The sequence below is a fragment of the Streptomyces sp. NPDC028314 genome (assembly GCF_055565795.1).
Genome location: NZ_JBVHTP010000001.1, coordinates 278,347 through 296,444 on the forward strand (window position 1 = coordinate 278,347; position 18,098 = coordinate 296,444).

General features: G+C 72.0%; 14 protein-coding genes. 4 read left to right on the top strand and 10 right to left on the bottom strand.

Annotation, left to right across the window (positions count from 1 at the left end; genetic code table 11):
• Positions 1-104: 104 nt before the first annotated feature.
• Complete coding sequence (locus tag ACZ4TG_RS01330) at positions 105-1,550, bottom strand: glyceraldehyde-3-phosphate dehydrogenase (RefSeq protein ID WP_468159243.1); 1,446 nt, start codon at positions 1,548-1,550, stop codon at positions 105-107.
• A 275-nt stretch (positions 1,551-1,825) separates the two neighbouring features.
• Between ACZ4TG_RS01330 and ACZ4TG_RS01335 the strand changes: the two genes are divergently transcribed.
• The 3 genes from ACZ4TG_RS01335 to pgm all read left to right on the top strand — a co-directional run bounded on the left by ACZ4TG_RS01335 (position 1,826) and on the right by pgm (position 4,996).
• Positions 1,826-2,227, top strand: a complete 402-nt coding sequence (locus tag ACZ4TG_RS01335; RefSeq protein ID WP_468159244.1) for an ATP-binding protein — start codon at positions 1,826-1,828, stop codon at positions 2,225-2,227.
• Positions 2,228-2,365: 138 nt separating this feature from the next.
• Positions 2,366-3,130 carry a restriction endonuclease gene (locus ACZ4TG_RS01340; protein ID WP_468159245.1) on the top strand — a complete coding sequence of 255 codons (765 nt, stop codon included), beginning with the start codon at positions 2,366-2,368 and terminating at the stop codon, positions 3,128-3,130.
• A 225-nt stretch (positions 3,131-3,355) separates the two neighbouring features.
• A complete protein-coding gene (gene pgm / locus ACZ4TG_RS01345; protein WP_468159246.1) occupies positions 3,356-4,996 on the top strand; it encodes a phosphoglucomutase (alpha-D-glucose-1,6-bisphosphate-dependent) in 1,641 nt (546 codons plus the stop codon).
• Positions 4,997-5,003: 7 nt separating this feature from the next.
• Here the strand turns inward: pgm and ACZ4TG_RS01350 are convergent, their stop codons facing one another.
• The 9 genes from ACZ4TG_RS01350 to ACZ4TG_RS01390 all read right to left on the bottom strand — a co-directional run bounded on the left by ACZ4TG_RS01350 (position 5,004) and on the right by ACZ4TG_RS01390 (position 13,235).
• Entirely contained in the window at positions 5,004-5,807 is an 804-nt protein-coding gene (locus ACZ4TG_RS01350) for a phosphatase PAP2 family protein (RefSeq protein ID WP_468159247.1), read from the bottom strand.
• A gap of 85 nt (positions 5,808-5,892) precedes the next feature.
• A complete protein-coding gene (locus ACZ4TG_RS01355; RefSeq protein WP_468159248.1) occupies positions 5,893-6,873 on the bottom strand; it encodes a YihY/virulence factor BrkB family protein in 981 nt (326 codons plus the stop codon).
• A gap of 60 nt (positions 6,874-6,933) precedes the next feature.
• Positions 6,934-8,700 carry a bifunctional phosphatase PAP2/diacylglycerol kinase family protein gene (locus ACZ4TG_RS01360; RefSeq protein ID WP_468159249.1) on the bottom strand — a complete coding sequence of 589 codons (1,767 nt, stop codon included), beginning with the start codon at positions 8,698-8,700 and terminating at the stop codon, positions 6,934-6,936.
• Positions 8,701-8,771: 71 nt separating this feature from the next.
• Complete coding sequence (locus ACZ4TG_RS01365; protein ID WP_468159250.1) at positions 8,772-9,272, bottom strand: ATP-binding protein; 501 nt, start codon at positions 9,270-9,272, stop codon at positions 8,772-8,774.
• Between the two features lie 202 nt (positions 9,273-9,474).
• Entirely contained in the window at positions 9,475-9,873 is a 399-nt protein-coding gene (locus tag ACZ4TG_RS01370) for an STAS domain-containing protein (protein ID WP_468159251.1), read from the bottom strand.
• A gap of 86 nt (positions 9,874-9,959) precedes the next feature.
• Positions 9,960-10,916, bottom strand: a complete 957-nt coding sequence (locus ACZ4TG_RS01375; RefSeq protein ID WP_468159252.1) for an anti-sigma factor RsbA family regulatory protein — start codon at positions 10,914-10,916, stop codon at positions 9,960-9,962.
• Positions 10,913-11,809, bottom strand: a complete 897-nt coding sequence (locus tag ACZ4TG_RS01380) for an MEDS domain-containing protein (RefSeq protein WP_468159253.1) — start codon at positions 11,807-11,809, stop codon at positions 10,913-10,915. The genes ACZ4TG_RS01375 and ACZ4TG_RS01380 overlap by 4 nt, the downstream gene beginning before the upstream one ends.
• Positions 11,810-11,957: 148 nt before the next feature.
• Entirely contained in the window at positions 11,958-12,878 is a 921-nt protein-coding gene (locus ACZ4TG_RS01385) for a SigB/SigF/SigG family RNA polymerase sigma factor (RefSeq protein ID WP_468159254.1), read from the bottom strand.
• Positions 12,879-13,007: 129 nt separating this feature from the next.
• Entirely contained in the window at positions 13,008-13,235 is a 228-nt protein-coding gene (locus tag ACZ4TG_RS01390; RefSeq protein ID WP_468159255.1) for a DUF5133 domain-containing protein, read from the bottom strand.
• A 254-nt stretch (positions 13,236-13,489) separates the two neighbouring features.
• Between ACZ4TG_RS01390 and ACZ4TG_RS01395 the strand changes: the two genes are divergently transcribed.
• Positions 13,490-18,067 (top strand): HAMP domain-containing protein, encoded by a 4,578-nt coding sequence (locus ACZ4TG_RS01395; protein ID WP_468159256.1) that lies wholly within the window; start codon positions 13,490-13,492, stop codon positions 18,065-18,067.
• Positions 18,068-18,098: the final 31 nt, after the last annotated feature.

An 18,098-nucleotide genomic window follows, 5' to 3' on the forward strand; every position in this document is an offset into this window, starting at 1 on the left:
GAAGGCGGGGCCGCGGCGGGCGGGCGACCGGACCCCCGGAGGGGTCGATCGCCGCCCACCGCCGCCCCGCCTTCCGGGACTGCGCTGCGAAGTGACTGCCGGGGTCAGACCGCCGGAGTCGGGTAGGTCGGGTACTCGACCCCGGAGACGTGCTGGACGACCCGGATGACCTGGCAGGAGTAGCCGAACTCGTTGTCGTACCAGAGGTAGAGGATGGCGTTGTCGCCGTCCACCTTGGTCGCCCCGGCGTCGACGATCGAGGCGTGGCGCGAGCCGACGAAGTCCATGGAGACGGCGTCGGGGGCGGTGGTGAAGTCGATCTGGCGCTTGAGCGGCGAGTGCAGCGAGACGTCACGCAGGTAGCCGAGGACCTCCTCGCGGGTGGTCTCGCGGCCCAGGCGCAGGCTGAGGATGGCGATCGAGACGTCCGGGACGGGGACGCGGATCGAGCTGCCGGTGATCGGCGCCTTGAGGTCGGGCAGCGCCTTGGCGACGGCGGAGGCCGCGCCGGTCTCGGTGATGACCATGTTGAGCGGCGCGGAGCGGCCGCGGCGGTCGGCCTTGTGGTAGTTGTCCAGCAGGTTCTGGTCGTTCGTGAACGAGTGGACGGTCTCCACGTGGCCGCGCAGGACGCCGTACTCGTCGTCCATGGCCTTGAGCGGCGGCACGATGGCGTTGGTGGTGCAGGAGGCGCAGGACAGGATCTGCTCGTCCGGCTTGATGGTGTCGTGGTTGACGCCGTGGACGATGTTGGGGACGTCGCCCTTGCCGGGGGCGGTCAGGACGACCTTGTCGATGCCGGGGCGCAGGTGCTTGGACAGCCCCTCGCGGTCGCGCCACTTGCCCGTGTTGTCGATGAGGATGGCGTCCTTGATCCCGTGCGCCGTGTAGTCGACCTCGGAGGGGTCGTTGGCGTAGATCACCTTGATCGAGTTGCCGTTGGCGATGATCGTGCTGGTCGCCTCGTCAACGGTGATCGTGCCCTGGAACTGGCCGTGGATGGAGTCGCGGCGCAGCAGCGAGGCGCGCTTGACGATGTCCTGGTCCCCGCCCTGGCGGACCACGATGGCGCGCAGTCGCAGGCCGTTGCCGGAACCGGCCTTCTCGATGAGGAGGCGGGCGACGAGGCGGCCGATGCGGCCGAATCCGTAGAGGACGACGTCGCGCGGGGCGCAGCGCTCGATCTTGTTCTCACCCGTGGCGCCGACGACGGCCTCGGCGGTGAACTCCTCCACCGAGAGACCGCGCTCGTCGCTCTTGTACGTCGCGGCCAGCATCCCGATGTCGATCTGGGAGGGGCCGAGGTCGAGCGTGGTGAGCGCGTTCAGGAACGGCAGGGTCTCGGTGACCGAGAGCTCCTCGCCGTCGATCTGCCGGGCGAATCGGTGGGTCTTCAGGATGCTGACCACCGACTTGTTCACCAAGGAGCGGCTGTGAAGCAGGATCGTTACATCCCGCTCCCGGTGCAGCTTCCCGATGATCGGGATCATCGACTCCGCGATCTCCTCGCGGTGGGTCCAATTGGTGAACGAGTCTTCGTTGACAGTCACAGGTTTATCTTTCGAGCTAGGCGGCGCTCATATGCTAACCCCCCGCCACTTTGATCGTTCAAACACCCCTCCCCTAGTGGGATGCCGCGCCCCTACCGGCCGTCCCGGCGGGTCTCCAGGTGGCTATCACCCACCGTGTTTACTGCCCGGAATGCCGGTTACACGACGTAGTGACAGGCAGTCAGTACCCGACCGGTACCCGAGACGGAAGGCAGGAACATGAACCTCGCCGCGGTGCCCATCCTCGTCACGGTCCCTGGACGGGGTGTGGGCGCATGAACGACATGGCGCCACGGCCGGAGGACGGCCAGACCCTGGTCATCGACGACGACAGCTTCTCCGGTGTCCACCGCGCCCGCGACATCGCGCGGGCCTTCGCGGACACCCTCGATCCCAAACCGGACACCGACGCCCTGACGCTCATCGTGTGCGAACTCGCCACCAATGCGCTCAGGCACGGCGGCGGCCACTACACCCTGCGCCTCAGCGCGAGCCCGCAGTCCGTCCGTGTCGCCGTCAGCGATCCCAGCCCCGCCCTGCCTCAGGAGCGTCGCCCGGACCTGATCGGAGGCGCCGGCGGGTTCGGGTGGCACATCGTGCGCAGGCTCGCCCCGGTCGTGGCCATCACCCCCGGACCGGGAACCGGCAAGACCATCCACGCCCTGCTCCCCCGCTGACGGCGGCCGGGACGGATCGCTCCGCAGCCCGCGGACAGGGCCTGCTACAGGGCGTGATCCGGTGCGGACCGCTTGAAGGGGCCCCTCGGGGGCACACGTCAGGAACGATCTTGAGACTGACGTGGGGGGTCCACACACATGAGTATCTCGGCCCGAGGCACGGGCCCGGCGAGACGCCGGCGCGCGTTCAGCACGCGGACCACCGCGTGGTGGTTCGTCATCGCCGCCCTGGTGGTGTACGGCGCGGCCCTCACCGTGCGCGTACTGGCCGAAGCGGCCCGCGAGCATCCCGCCGTCGCCTCCCTGGCCGCCTTGGGCGCTCTGGTACTCGCCGGCTGTTCCGGCCGCGCCGGGCGCCGCCTGCGGGTCCGCAGGGCCGCACGGCGGACCGCCCGGGCCCTCCAGTGCGCGGCCGATACCGCGGTACGGGCAGCGGCGGAGCCGGAACCGGAGCCCGAGCCCCGGTTCGCAGAGGCCGGACGGGTCGACGCAGAGGCCGGACGGGTCGACTACGACCGGCTCGACGCCGACGCGTTCGAGCGCTCCGTGGCCGATCTGTGCGAACGCGACGGGTGCCGCGACGTACGCGTCGTCGGCGGCGCCGGGGACCTCGGCGCCGATGTCCTCGCCACCGCCCCGGACGGCCGCCGGGTCGTCATCCAGTGCAAGCGCTACGGACCCACCAACAAGGTCGGCTCCCAGGACGTCCAGCGCTTCGGCGGCACCTGCTACGCCGTGCACGAGGCCCAGATCGCGGCCGTCGTGACCACGGGCGATTTCACCCGGCCGGCCGCCGAGTACGCCGAGCAGTGCGGGATCCTCTGCTTCGACGGGCAGGCGCTGGCCGACTGGTCCGCCGGGACGGGCCCGGCGCCGTGGACCACCGGACAGGACATCCCCTGACCCCTTGGGCCGGGCGGGTGCCCTGCGGACGGTGGAATCCCGGACGGCCGCCGGGCGCGGCGGCGGGACTCCCCCGCCCCCAGGAGTGGGCGGCGCCGCTGCGGGGAAGGCTGGGCGGACGATGGCGCGGCCGGCCGCACCCGTGCACCGCGGGCCGGCCGGGTCATCGGACCGGGTGACCCCCACCCGTGTCGTTCCCTCGACCAGCCACGGAGGAGCCGGCGGATGCCGAACGAGCGAGCGGGCCAGCAGGCACAGCCGGACGATCTGATCGACGTCCCCCGGCTGGTCACCGCGTACTACGCCTTGCGCCCCGATCCGGCGGATCCCGCCCAGCGCGTCAGCTTCGGGACCTCGGGGCACCGCGGATCCTCGCTCGCGACGGCCTTCAACGAGGACCACATCGCCGCGACCAGCCAGGCGATCTGCGAGTACCGGACCCGCCAGGGCATCGACGGTCCGCTCTTCCTGGGCGCCGACACCCACGCCCTGTCGGAGCCGGCCCGGGTGACCGCCCTCGAGGTGTTCGCCGCCAACGGGGTCACCGTGCTCATCGACCCGGCCGACGGATACACCCCCACGCCCGCCGTCTCCCACGCCATCCTCACCCACAACCGGGGCCGCTCCTCTGCCCTCGCCGACGGCGTGGTCGTCACCCCCTCGCACAACCCGCCGGCCGACGGCGGCTTCAAGTACAACCCGCCCCACGGCGGCCCGGCCGGCTCCTCGGCCACCGGCTGGATCGAGGAGCGCGCCAACGAGATCATCACGGGCGCCCTGAAGGACGTACGGCGGGTGACGTACGCGCGGGCGATGGCCGCGCCGACCACCGCGCGGTACGACTTCCTCGGTACGTACGTGAACGACCTGCCGTCCGTGCTCGACCTGGACGCGGTGCGCGCCGCGGGCGTGCGGATCGGAGCCGACCCGCTCGGGGGCGCCTCCGTGGCGTACTGGGGCCGCATCGCGGAGGAGCACCGCCTCGACCTGACCGTCGTCAACCCGCTCACCGACCCCACCTGGCGGTTCATGACGCTGGACTGGGACGGCAAGATCCGCATGGACTGCTCCTCCCCCTACGCGATGGCATCGCTGATCGAGCGCGCGGACCGGTTCCAGATCGCGACCGGCAACGACGCGGACGCCGACCGGCACGGCATCGTGACGCCCGACGGCGGGCTGATGAACCCCAACCACTACCTCGCGACCGCCATCGCCTACCTCTTCGCCCATCGCAAGGAGTGGCCCGCGGACGCGGCCGTCGGCAAGACCCTGGTGTCCTCGGCGATGATCGACCGGGTCGCCGCCGACCTCGGGCGGGAGCTGGTGGAGGTACCCGTCGGCTTCAAGTGGTTCGTGGACGGCCTGGCCGCGGGCACCTTCGGATTCGGGGGCGAGGAGTCGGCCGGGGCCTCGTTCCTGCGCCGCGACGGCTCGGCCTGGACCACCGACAAGGACGGCATCCTCCTGGCGCTGCTCGCGTCGGAGATCCTCGCGGTGACGGGGCAGACGCCCAGCGAGCGGTACGCGGAACTGACCGCGCGGTTCGGGGAGCCGGCCTACGCCCGCATCGACGCCCCCGCGAGCCGCGAGGAGAAGGCCGTACTGGGCCGGCTCTCTCCCGAGCAGGTGACCGCGGATTCCCTCGCGGGGGAACAGGTCACCGCGGTACTGACGGAGGCTCCCGGCAACGGGGCGCCCATCGGCGGCATCAAGGTGACCACGGAACACGCCTGGTTCGCCGCACGTCCTTCGGGCACGGAGGACGTCTACAAGATCTACGCCGAGTCCTTCCTCGGCACCGAGCACCTGGCCCGGGTCCAGGAGGAGGCCCGGAGCGTGGTGTCGGCGGCGCTGGCCGGCTGAGGCGGTTTCACCGCCGCGCCACATCGACCGGGGGTTCGGGATCGGCCGCCGCGATCTCGGGTTCCAGACCTTCGGCCGGTGTGGTGCGGGCGCGCCCGATGTCGCTGCGCCAGGCCTCGAAGGCCAGGGTCGTCGCGGTGACCACGGCCAGGCCGAGCAGCCAGCCGCCCACCACGTCGCTCACCCAGTGCACGCCGAGCGCGACGCGTGTGTAGCTCACGCCCAGCACGGTGAGGGCGGCCAGGGCCCAGGCCGCCGGCCGCCAGGCACGCGGCACCAGGGGCAGCAGCACCAGCAGCAGGACGGCGCAGGACGTGGTGGCTGCCATGGCGTGTCCGGAGGGGAAGGAGAAGCCGGGCGCGTGGGAGACGGGATCGGGCAGGTGGGGCCGGGCCCGTTCGACGGCGTTCTTCACCAGCAGGCCCACCAGTCCCCCGGCCGTCGCGGTGACCGCCGCCCAGGCGGCCAGCCGCAGGGCGCGGCGTACGAGGAGCCACACCACCAGCACGGCCACGAGCAGGCGCATGGTGAAGGGCCCCCACACGATCTGGGTGAGGAAGTCGAGGACCCGTACCCAGCCGGGATGGCCGAGCGCGCTGCGGTGGAGCCGGTCGGCCGTGCCCTGGTCGAGGCGGTGCAGCGGCGCCCACTGGGACTCGACGAGCACCAGGGCCAGTGCGAAGGGCACCGCCACCAGGGCGGTGGCGGCCGCGGTCGTCACGAGCCGCACCCCGAACCTGGTGTCCGGCCCGGAGCGACCGGACACGAGCAGGGCGAAGATCCGGCGCAGTCGGATGATGCGCAGTGCCATCGTCGCCGCGTCTCCTTTCGTATGGGGGGGTGGTGACGGCTCGTCCGCAGGGGTCGGCGGCCGTACGCAGGGGCGGGCGGCCAGGTCAGACGCCTGGATCCGCCATGACCGGAGCCGTCACGCCCGCCCGTACGGCTTCCAGCTGGGCGGCGAACGCGAGGCCCAGGAACAGGGCGAGCGAGGTGAGGTAGGACCACAGCAGCAGGGACATGAACGCGCTCAGCGGCCCGTACACGGTGGTGAAGGAGCCGCTGGCGCCGACGTAGAGGCTCAGGCCCCACGTGGCCAGCAGCCACAGCACCAGGTAGACGGTGGCCCCGTACGCGAGCCAGGTGTATCCGGGCTGCGTGCGCCGGGGCGAGCGGCGGAATATGGCACTCGTGGCCAGCATCGCCAGCAGGACGCCGACGGGCCAGCGCAGCAGGTCCCACACCCGGATGGTGGCCGGGTCGAGGTGGTAGACCTCCGCCAGGGCGCGGCTGAGGTCGGCGCCGAGGACGGTGACCGCGAAGCTGAGCCCCAGCGGCAGGCCCGCAAGCACCGCCATGACCAGCCCGCGGGTGTACTTGTGCAGGAACGGGCGGTCGCGCTCGACCCCGTAGATGCGGTTGGCGCCGCGCTCCACCTGGCACAGGCCGGTGGTGATGTTGACGATCGAGAACAGCAGGCCGAGCCACAGGGCGGCCTCGCCCGCGTCCCCGGTCCGGCGCCGGGTCTGCTCCAGGGCGTCGTCCACGACGTCCTGGCTGGGCCCGCTGGCCAGTCGGCGGATCGTCAGTTCGGCGAGCCGGCCGATGTCCTCGGTGTGCAGGACGCTGGACAGGCCGATGACGGCGATGGCCAGCGGGACGATCGACAGGACCGTCTGCAGGGCGAGGGCCCTGGAGTGGCTGAAGCCGTCGGCGTAGCGGAACCTGACGAAGGCGTCCCGGACGAGGCTCCAGCCTCCGTACCGGCGCAGGGCGGCCCACGCCTCCTCGCCGGACAGCTCTTCGCCCTGTACCTCCAACTCCGCCTCGACTGCCTTTACTTCGCTGCGTTGCGGTACCCGAGTGGCGGTGCCCATGTGCGTCCCAACCCCTTGTACGTCTACGTCTACGTCTGCGCGCGCATCGCGCGGAGGAACTCAGCCGCCCGCGGTGAAGGTGGCTCCCTGCGCCCGGGCGTGCGGCGCGGTCCCCGCGCCGGTCGCCGGGCGCGGGGGCAGGCACAGCAGCAGCGCGCCCGGCTCGACCTCGGCGGTCAGCCGGTGGCCGGCCGCGACCACGTCGCCGTCGAGCTCGCGCGGCTGCGGCCTGGCGAAGCGGATGTCGATCCGCGCGGCGCTGAAGTACTCCAGTGCGCCTCCGGCCACGGGCCGGTCCGGCCGTCCGGGGGTGGCCGGCGCGCCGCCGGCCGCCCGGCGGGACACGAGGTGTCCGGCCGCCGCGAGCCAGCCGGCGGGGCCCCGGGGGTCGAGCAGCACCACCTCCAGCCGTCCGCTGTCGGGGCGGGCGTCCGGCAGGAGCGGCAGGCCGCCCTGCAGGGTGCCGACGTTGCCGATGACGACCATGCGGGCCCGGCGCTCCAGCACGGCTCCCCCGTCGAGCCGGATCGACAGCCGCATCCGGGGGTCCATGAGGTGGCGCACCGCCGAGACGGCGTACGCGGGCCAGCCCAGGCGCTCCTTGAGCCGGGCGGAGGCGTCCTGGACCATGGCCGCGTCCAGTCCGGCGCCGGCCATCACCGTGAAGCGGGTGGGCGCGAGGCCGTCCCCGCGCACCCGGCCCACGTCGATGCCGACGCTCTCCCCGGACAGGGCGGCTTCGAGCGCCGCGAGCGGGTCGGAGTCCAGCCGGAGGTTGCGCGCGAGGAGGTTGCCGGTGCCGCAGGGGGTGATCGCCAGGGGGATGCCGGTGCCGGCCAGTACGTCGGCGCAGGCGCGTACCGTGCCGTCCCCGCCGCACACCACGACCAGGTCGGCGCCGGCGCCGGTGACCCGCGCGGCGAGGCCGCCGCAGGGGTCCTCGGCGGTGGTTTCCGTCCACTGCTGGTCGGTGTAGCCGTGGCGGTGCAGGAGGGCGCGCACCTGCCCGGCCAATTCCTCACCGCACCCGTGCGGATGGCGGACCACCACGGCGCGGACCGCCACGGGGTGGCCGCCCCCGGCGGCCGGTCCGTCCGCGGTGCCACGGGCCTTGGGGAGGCTGCCGGGGGCGGCGTCCTCGTCGGGCTCCGCCGCGGGCTCCCCGGCCGACGGGCCCGGCGGCAGGAGAGCGGATCCCACGAGCAGCAGCGTGCAGGCGCCGTTGAGCAGGCCCGCCACCACGTCGGAGGGATGGTGCATCCCCCGGTACACCCGGGAGAGCGCCACCGCCAGCGGGATGAGCAGCAGCAGGGCGGTCACGGCGTACCGCAGGGCGCCCCGCAGCCGGGTGGCGGCGATCGTGGCCAGCCCCCCGAAGAGCGCGACGGAGGCCCCGACGTGCCCGGAGGGGAAGCTGGAGGTCGGCGGCGCCAGGTCCAGGTGCGGCACGTCGGGACGGGGCCGCTCCACGACGAGGGTGACCAGGAGGAACACCGCCGACTGCGCGGCCACCGAAACGGCCAGGAACACCGCCTCCGGCCGCCAGGACACGCGTGGCACCACGAGCAGCGCGATCACGCAGAGGAGGGTCAGTACGATCACGCTCTGGGTGCCGGCCAGCAGGGAGAGCCACTCCGAGATCTCCGTGGCGGCGGGGCCGCGCCGCTCGGCCAGGAGGCGGTTGACGCCGTCCTCGGCCGACAGGGGCCACCGGTCCGCGAGGACCACGGTGATCAGGAGGCCCAGCCCGGCCAGTGAAACCACCTGCACCGGCAACAGCAGCAGGAGGCGGCCGCGTCTCGCGGATGTGCCGCGTCGGTTACTCATTGACGCCGTGTTCCCCTGCCTTGAGCAGGGAAACGGGTCGAGGCGGCCCTTCTCCGGCGGTCCTCGGCTCCCTAGGCGCCCGGGAGGGCGCCGGACGCCGGCAGCGGGCCCGGTGCGGGCAGGCCGCTGGTCAGACGGACGGCGTCGATCTCCGCCCAGACCGCCTTGCCGTGCGGATGGACGAAGACGTCCCACCGGTCCGAGAGCCGCTTCACTATGTACAGTCCGTGGCCGCCGGGGACACCGCTCTGCTGCCTGGGGCGGGGGGCGGGCAGGGCTGTGGCGCCGTCGAAGACCTCGATGCGCAGGGTGTCCCCCGCGGCGATGACCACGAGCTCGTGGCAACCCCCCGCGTGCATCACGGCGTTGGTCAGGAGCTCGGACACGACGAGCAGCGCGTCCTCGGCCGTCTCGCTCCCGTCCCATCCCCAGTCGCGCAGGGCCTCGCGGGCGAAGTCGCGTCCCTTGGCGACCTGACCGCCGGTCCCGCGCAGGGCCAGGCGACGGCGCTGCGTCAAGGCCCTGGTATCCCCGCGCAGCGGATCGCCGGTCTCCGGTCCGATGGACGTCACTGTGGTCTCACCCCCGTTGGCACTGCACTTCTCGTTGATGGCGCGCTCCCGCTGCTCTGCCGGCGCGAACCCGGATCCGGCCTTTGCCGGTGTCCCGGACCCCGCGCATACCCGTCCTGTGCCCAAGAACACCTGGTATGCCGCCGAGCCGACGGGACGGGCCTCGCGCAGGGCGGGCCCGAGGAGTCGAAGGTACGTCGCCTCACCGCGAGGCGAGGGCGTCCGCGACGGTGGGGACGATGACGAAGACGCCGTCCGCGCCGGTGAGTTGCAGCAGCCTGGACAGCTGCTCGGTGGGCGCGGCCAGCCGCAGGGCGATGCCCTCGCGCTCGGCCTCGAGGCGCACGCTCAGCAGCAGGTTGAGGCCCGAGGAGTCGCAGAAGCCCAGCCCCGACAGGTCGATCACCAGGCGGGGCGTGCCCGACCGGAGCGCCTCGTCCAGGACGGGCTGGACCGCACTCAGACCGTCCAGGTCGAGATCACCCGCGAGCGCGCACACCACGGCGCCCGTCTCGCTGGGGCGGAGCTCCGCTCTGCGCGACCCGGCCGTCGCGTCGGCGGCGGGCGGCACATCGCCGTCCTTCTGGTCCCGAGTTCCCACTTCAGCCTTCCGATGCACTGTGTCCGTCGCCTGTCTCGCGTCCGACCTTACAGGGGGCCGGTCGGGTTGGGACCCGCTCATCCCGGTCATCCGATCGCCATGTGGAGGCGCAGGGTGAGCCCGGTGTCGAGGGCCCTGATCTCGACGAGGTCGCAGAGCTGGTGGATCATCCACAGCCCGCGTCCGCCGTTGCCGGAGGCCAGGGAGGGGCGGCGGCGTCCGGCGAGGGGGTTGGCCAGCCGGCCGCTGTCGCTGATCTCCGCGACGACGTCACCGCCGGGGGTGGTCCACAGCCGCAGGGTGCCCTTCCCGCCGCCGTGGGCGACGGAGTTGGCGGCGGCCTCGCTGACGGCGAGCACGAGGTCGCCGCGCCGTGCGGGGTCGAGGGCCGTCCGGCGGGCCCAGGCTTCCGCGTGCTCGCGTACCTGGGCCAGCCGGCCGCCCGCGTAGTCGACGAGAAGGGCCTCGGAGGAGGGCTCGGGCAGCGGGAGGTCGCAGTCCGCGCAGACGACCGCCGCGTCCGTGTAGCCGGGGCTGGGGAGATCGAGGCCGTTCTCGATCAGGGTGGGGTGGGTGCGCCGGGCATCGGCCACCACCTCGGGCGGCAGGGCGCTGGTGTCGTACGGGCAGAGGATGGTCGCGGACCGGTTCGCGAAGGCGGTGTTGATCAGCGCCTCGTGGCGGGTGGCCTCCAGGACCTCGGCCGCCGAACGGCCGGCCCAGATGGGCTCGCCCACGATCCGGGCGGCCCGGCCCTGGTGCTCGTCGGCGAACCCCTGGAGGGCGGCCAGGATGCGCCCGGGGTTGCGGCCCAGCTCCGTCATGTCCACGCAGTCGATGGCGTCGGCGTCCGCGCCGAGGTCGTGGCGCAGCTCCTCCAGGCGCGATCCGGGGACGGCGACGAGGACCGGTTCGCCGGCGGCCAGTGCGGCCCGTACGAAGCCGCCCACCCCGGCCGCGTACTCGTCCGGGCCCTGGTAGAAGAGGGCCGGGTGGACGAACGCCGCAGGATCGACGGCCGCGGAGGAAGTCGTGTCGATCATGCTGCGACCTCCAGCGCGGCGCATTCGTCCGGGAACAGCTCTGCGACCCTGCGCAGCGAGTGGGGCGGGTTGTGGAGCAGCAGCCGCCGGCCCTGCCCGCTGAGCGCGGCCGACGCCTGTACCAGCGCGACGACCGCGTTGATGTCGAGGAAGGCCACGTCGGAGAGTTCGAGGTGGACGACCGGGCCGGGCATCCGGGTCACCGCGGCCAGGGCCGTGTGCAGGAGGTGGCCGGTGTCTATGTCGCCGCTGCCGGTGAGCCGTGCGCCCGGGCGGTCCCGCAGGGGCGTCGCGGCGAGCGTGGCCCGTACGCGCTCGGCCTCGCCCGCGCGCGTGCGTCGGCCGCCCTTGCGGATGGAGTGGGCCCTGGCCAGCAGTTCCGTGGCCTGGTGGGGGACGAGGCGCCGGTCGAAGAGGCACAGGCCGGTCAGGGGCAGCTTCGCGTAGACCTCCTGGTCCAGCAGCAGCTCGTACTCCAGGACCCGGTCGAGGTCGGGGGTGTCCGTCGTCGACCAGGACATCTCGCCGACCACCCGCAGGCCCTGGTGTCCGTCCGCGAGGGCCTCGGCGCAGGCCGTGCGGTACTGCGAGATGACCCGGTCGGGGTCGAACGGGGACCGGTGGAGATAGGAACCCTCGCCGCTGGTGACGCTCAGCAGGGTGCTGTGCTGCGCCGTCTCCACGTCGATCCCGCCGTTGCGCAGGGCGTCGATGACGGCGCTGGGCCCGGTACGGTCCGCGCTGTAGAGCACGCGCTGGCCGCTGTTCAGGCCCTTGTTCACGAACCGCACCACGGCATCGGCCCACGCCGCGTCGTCCTCGTACGTGAAGAACGAGTGCTCACCGCCGGGGCCCGGCGGGCAGTGGTGCTGGTGGTGGTTGGGTGAAGGCACGCTCTTCCCTCTTAGGCGGGCACGGTCGGCGCGGACCGACGCACAAGTCTAACGGCGGCCGGATCGCTTCCGCAGCCGTCCGCCGGGGACGGCGGACGCGGGTGCGCCGCCGCGGGCGGCCCGCCGCACGGGCCGCCCGCGGTTTCGTTCACGCGGTCAGCATGCCGGTGCGCAGCTGGGCGAGGATCCGGGACAGGAGGCGGGAGACCTGCATCTGGGAGATGCCGAGTTCGGCGCCGATCTCGGCCTGGGTCTTCTCCTGGCCGAAGCGCATCTGCAGGATCTGACGGTCGCGTGCCTTCAGCCGGCCCAGGAGGGGCGCGAGGGTGTGCATGTCCTCGAAGAGCTCCACGGCGGGGTCGACCTCGCCCATGCTCTCGGCGAGGGGCCGGGTCCTGCGCCCGGAGGCCGACTGCTCCTCGGAGTCGGCGGAGGCGTCGAGCGAGCCGCTGGTGTAGCCGTTGGCCGCCACCAGGCCCTCGATGACCTCCTCCTCGCCGAGTTCGAGGTGTTCGGCCAGTTCCCGGACCGTCGGCGCCCGGCCCAGCACGTCCGTCAGGTCCTCCTGGCTCTTCGCGAGTTCCGTGCGCAGTTCCTGGAGGCGGCGCGGGACGTGCACGGCCCAGGTGGTGTCGCGGAAGTACCGCTTGATCTCGCCCGAGATGTACGGGAGGGCGAGGGTGGAGAACTCGACCTCGCGATCGGGGTCGAAGCGGTCGATGGCCTTGATGAGGCCGATCGTGCCGACCTGGACGATGTCGTCCATCTCCACTCCGCCGCCGCCGGCGGTCCTGCCCCGGAACCGCCGGGCGGCGAAGTGGACGAGGGAGATGTTCATCTCGATCAGCGTGTTGCGGGCGTACTGGTACTCGCGCGTCCCCTCTTCCAGGGCGCGCAGCCGGATCAGGAACATCCTGGACAACTCGCGCGCATCGGCGGGAGCGACCTCGCGGGCGTTCTCGACCGGGGGCAGCTCCGTGAAGGACTCCCCCGCCGGATACGCGGCCGCAGGAATGACCTCGGCGGCTGCTTCACGCGCGGGGCTCACAGCTGTGACAGAGCGCGGCATGGTGACGTTTCCCTCCCTGGAGCGGATGGCTTCGAACCCGCTCATGCCCCGGTATCCGGGGGCTACACAGTCACCAACGGATAAGATCACGCCAGTCTTGGCTTGATCTGATCGGTTTGCGCCCGATACCTACTCGGCGAGGACGGAATCGTCGAGGGGCCGGGCACCCGGGAGCCGGAGGCGGGCGGCGGCCAGCGCGGCGTCCACGTTCGAGGTTCCCGTCGCGACGCACAGGGTGTACGTGACGTCCTCCAGCCGGCTGCGGACCTCGGGGCTGCCTCCGTCCGCGTCCAGGACCGACAGGGCCCAGTAGCGCTCGACGAGACCGGACAGGACAGCCGGGTGGGCCATCAGCATGGGTGACACCTTTCTGGAAGCCGGGCGATCGTGCCTCGCGCCTGCCCCCGTTTCCCGGCCGTACACACGCCATCGCCCCCGGTCCGGCCCTGATCGGCGTCTGCGGGAAGGGGGAAGCGGAACATGTGGCGGGGGGTAGTGTTCACCTTATTTGCCGACCGCCCGGGCCACTGGGAACGGGCGCTCGGAACAGGGGCAGCACCGCATCGCCCCGTCAACGGCACCGCGGGATCCGGGAACTGAGCGGGGGACAGATGGCCAAGGCAGCGGACGCGCGCCCGAACGTGGAGGCGAACGTACCGGGGGTGGTGGGAGAGCCTGAGCTCCGGCAACTTCTGGCCGGGCTGACGGCCGTGCGCGACGGTGACTTCGGCACCCGGCTCCCCGACGAGGCGGACGGACTGCTCGGGGAGATCGCGACCGTCTTCAACGGCATGGTCGACCAGCTCTCGCTGTTCACCTCGGAGGTGACCCGGGTCGCCCGCGAGGTGGGTACCGAGGGCACGCTGGGCGGGCAGGCCGTGGTCCCCGGCGTTTCGGGGACCTGGGCCGATCTGACGGACTCCGTGAACGCCATGGCCGGCAACCTCACCACCCAGGTGCGGGACATCGCCCAGGTCGCGACGGCCGTGGCCCGCGGGGACCTGTCCCAGAAGATCGACGTGGCCGCGCGCGGCGAGATCCTGGAGCTCAAGGACACCGTCAACACGATGGTGGACCAGCTCTCCTCCTTCGCGGACGAGGTGACCCGCGTCGCCCGCGAGGTCGGCAGCGAGGGCCGCCTCGGCGGGCAGGCCGAGGTGCCGGGGGTGGCGGGCGTCTGGCGCGACCTCACCGATTCGGTGAACTTCATGGCCGGCAACCTCACCGACCAGGTCCGCAACATCGCCCAGGTGACCACGGCGGTGGCCAAGGGCGACCTCTCGCAGAAGATCGCCGTCGATGCCCGGGGCGAGATCCTGGAGCTCAAGAACACCATCAACACGATGGTCGACCAGCTGTCCGCCTTCGCCGACGAGGTCACCAGGATGGCCCGCGAGGTGGGCACGGAGGGGATCCTCGGGGGCCAGGCGGACGTCAAGGGCGTCTCCGGCACCTGGCGCGACCTCACCGATTCGGTGAACTTCATGGCCGGCAACCTCACGGCCCAGGTGCGCTCCATCGCCCAGGTGGCGACGGCCGTGGCCAAGGGCGACCTCTCGCAGAAGATCCGGGTCGACGCCCGCGGCGAGATCCTCGAACTCAAGACGACGATCAACACCATGGTGGACCAGCTCTCGGCCTTCGCCGACGAGGTCACCAGGGTCGCCCGCGAAGTGGGCACCGAGGGCCGCCTCGGCGGCCAGGCCGACGTCAAGGGCGTCTCCGGCACCTGGCGCGACCTCACCGACTCGGTGAACTTCATGGCCGACAACCTCACCGCGCAGGTCCGGTCGATCGCCGAGGTGACCACCGCGGTGGCCCAGGGCGACATGACGCAGAAGATCCGGGTCGACGCCCGCGGCGAGATCCTGGAGCTGAAGGAGACCATCAACACGATGGTCGACCAGCTGTCCGCCTTCGCCGACGAGGTCACCCGCGTCGCCCGCGAGGTCGGGACGGAGGGCAACCTCGGCGGCCAGGCCACGGTCCGCGGTGTATCGGGCACCTGGAAGGACCTGACCGACAACGTCAACGTCATGGCGTCCAACCTCACCGGGCAGGTGCGGTCCATCGCCCAGGTGGCCACCGCCGTGGCCAGGGGCGACCTCTCGCAGAAGATCACGGTGGAGGCCAAGGGCGAGGTGGCCGCGCTCGCCGGAGTGATCAACACGATGGTGGACACGCTGTCGGCCTTCGCCGACGAGGTCACCCGCGTGGCACGCGAGGTGGGCACCGAGGGCCGCCTCGGCGGGCAGGCGCACGTCCCGCACGTGGCGGGCACCTGGAAGGACCTCACCGACAACGTCAACTCGATGGCCAACAACCTCACGGGCCAGGTCCGCAACATCGCCCTGGTCACGACCGCGGTGGCCAACGGCGACCTGTCGAAGAAGATCGACGTGGACGCCCGGGGGGAGATCCTCGAACTCAAGACCACCATCAACACGATGGTGGACCAGCTCTCCTCCTTCGCTGCCGAGGTCACCCGCGTCGCCCGCGAGGTCGGCAGCGAAGGGCGCCTCGGCGGCCAGGCCGAGGTGGAGGGCGTCTCGGGGACCTGGAAGCGGCTGACGGAGAACGTCAACGAGCTCGCCGGCAACCTGACCCGCCAGGTGCGGGCCATCGCGGAGGTGGCGAGCGCGGTCGCGGAGGGGGACCTGACCCGTTCCATCACGGTCGACGCGTCCGGCGAGGTGGCCGAGCTCAAGGACAACATCAACTCGATGGTCGGCTCGCTGCGCGAGACGACGCGCGCCAACCTGGAACAGGACTGGCTCAAGTCCAATCTGGCGCGGATCTCCGGCCTGATGCAGGGCCACCGCGACCTCGCGGTCGTCGCCGAGCTGGTCATGGACGAGCTCACCCCGCTGGTCGACGCCAGCTACGGCGGCTTCTACCTGGCCGACGAGTCGGACGGCCAGACCTGGCTCACCCTCATCGGCTCCTACGGACGCCCCTCGGGCCAGTCCGAGGGCACCCGCCTCGCGCTGGGCGAGACGCTGGTCGGGCAGGCCGCCCGCAGCCGCCGCATCATCGTCGCCGAGGACGTGCCGGCCGGCTACCTGATCTCCTCGGGACTGGGCCGCTCCGCGCCCGCCGGTCTGATCGTGCTGCCCATCGTGGTGGAGGACCAGGTCCTCGGTGTCATCGAGCTGGGCTCGTTCAAGGAGTTCACCGCCGTCCACCGCGACTTCCTCGGCCGCCTGATGGAGACCGTGGGTGTCAACGTCAGCACGATCGTGGCCAATGCGCGCACCGACGTACTGCTCGGCGAATCACAGCGGCTGACCGGCGAGCTGCAGGCCCGGTCCGAGGAACTCCAGGTACAGCAGGACGAGTTGCAGCGCTCCAATGCGGAACTGGAGGAGAAGGCGGCCCTCCTCGCCAGCCAGAACCGCGACATCGAGACGAAGAACCTGGAGATCGAGCAGGCCCGTCAGGAGCTGGAGGACCGCGCCCAGCAGCTCTCCCTGGCCTCCAAGTACAAGTCGGAGTTCCTGGCCAACATGAGCCACGAACTGCGCACCCCGCTCAACAGCCTGCTCATCCTGGCCCAGTTGCTCGCGCAGAACCCGAGCCGCAATCTCACCCCGAAGCAGGTCGAGTACGCGGGCATCATCCATTCGGCCGGTTCCGATCTGCTCCAGTTGATCGACGACATCCTCGACCTGTCCAAGGTCGAGGCCGGCAAGATGGACATCAACCCCGAGCGAGTACCGCTGAAGCAGCTCCTCGACTACGTCGACGCCACCTTCCGGCCGCTGACCAGCCAGAAGAGCCTCGAATTCGGGATCACCACCGCCCCCGGGGTGCCGGTCGACCTTCTCACCGACGACTCGCGGCTGCGCCAGATCCTGCGCAACCTGCTCTCCAACGCGGTGAAGTTCACCGGGCACGGCCGGGTGGAGCTGCGCATCGAGCCCGTGTCCGCCGCCGATCTGCCGGCCGGGCTGAGCCACTCGGGGTCGATGGTCGCCTTCCGCGTGAAGGACACCGGCATCGGCATCGCGGAACAGCAGCTCGAGTCGATCTTCGCCGCCTTCCAGCAGGCCGACGGGACTACCAGCCGCAAGTACGGGGGCACCGGCCTCGGTCTGTCCATCACGCGCGAGATCGCCCAGCTGCTCGGCGGCGCCGTCACCGCGGTCAGCACGCCGGGTGAGGGATCCGTCTTCACCCTCTACCTGCCGGTCGCCCGGACCGACTTCGCCGATCCCGCCCTGCCGGGCCCCAGGCCCGAACCGGCGGCGCAGTCGGATGCCGACGCGCAGCCCGGGGCCGCTCCGGCGCCCACTGCCGACCGGCGCCGGCGGCGGCTGCTGGTGATCGAGGAGCGCAGCAACGGGCTGCTGACCCTCGTCGCCGAGAGCGCCGCCAACGACCTCACGCTCGGCCGCTCCGCCTTCGCGGCCGAGGACCGCGTCGAGGTGGTGACGGCCGTGAGCGCCCAGGAGGCCGCCACGGTCCTCGCCGGCACGCCCTTCCACTGCGTCGTCCTGGAACTGGGCCACGACGGGGAGGCGCTGCGCTTCCTGCGGGCCCTGGCGGGTGACACGGCGCTGGCCTCGCTCCCCGTGCTCGCGCACGACAACCGCCGCCTCGACGCCGCGCAGCAGCGGGAGCTGGACGAGCACACGGCGGCGCAGCCGCTGGAGGTGCTGTCCAGTCTGGACGAGCTGCGCGAGCGGATCGCGCTCCACCTCTCCGCGCAGGAGCCGGGCGACGTACCGTCCCTGGTGCGCCCGGACGACTCCCCCGCGACGGCCCCCCAGTTCCTGGAGAACGGGCTGGCCGGCCGCTCCGTCCTGGTGGTCGACGACGACGCGCGGAACCTGTACGCGATCAGCGGCATCCTCGAACTGCACGGGATCCAGGTCGTGCACGCGGAGAACGGCCGCGCCGCCATCGAGGCGCTGACCGGCCATCCGGGGATCCACCTGATTCTGATGGACGTGATGATGCCCGAGATGGACGGCTACGCGGCGACCGCGGAGATCCGTCGCATGCCGGCCTACGCCGACCTGCCGATCATCTCGGTCACCGCCAAGGCGATGCCCGGCGACCGGGAGAAGAGCCTGGCATCGGGGGCCAGCGACTACGTGACCAAGCCCGTCGACGCCGACGACCTCATGGCACGTGTCCGGCACTGGCTCCTGCCGCAGGACGCCGCGGGCGCCACGCATGCCTGACCGCACCCGTTCCCGTCGTACTCACCTCAGG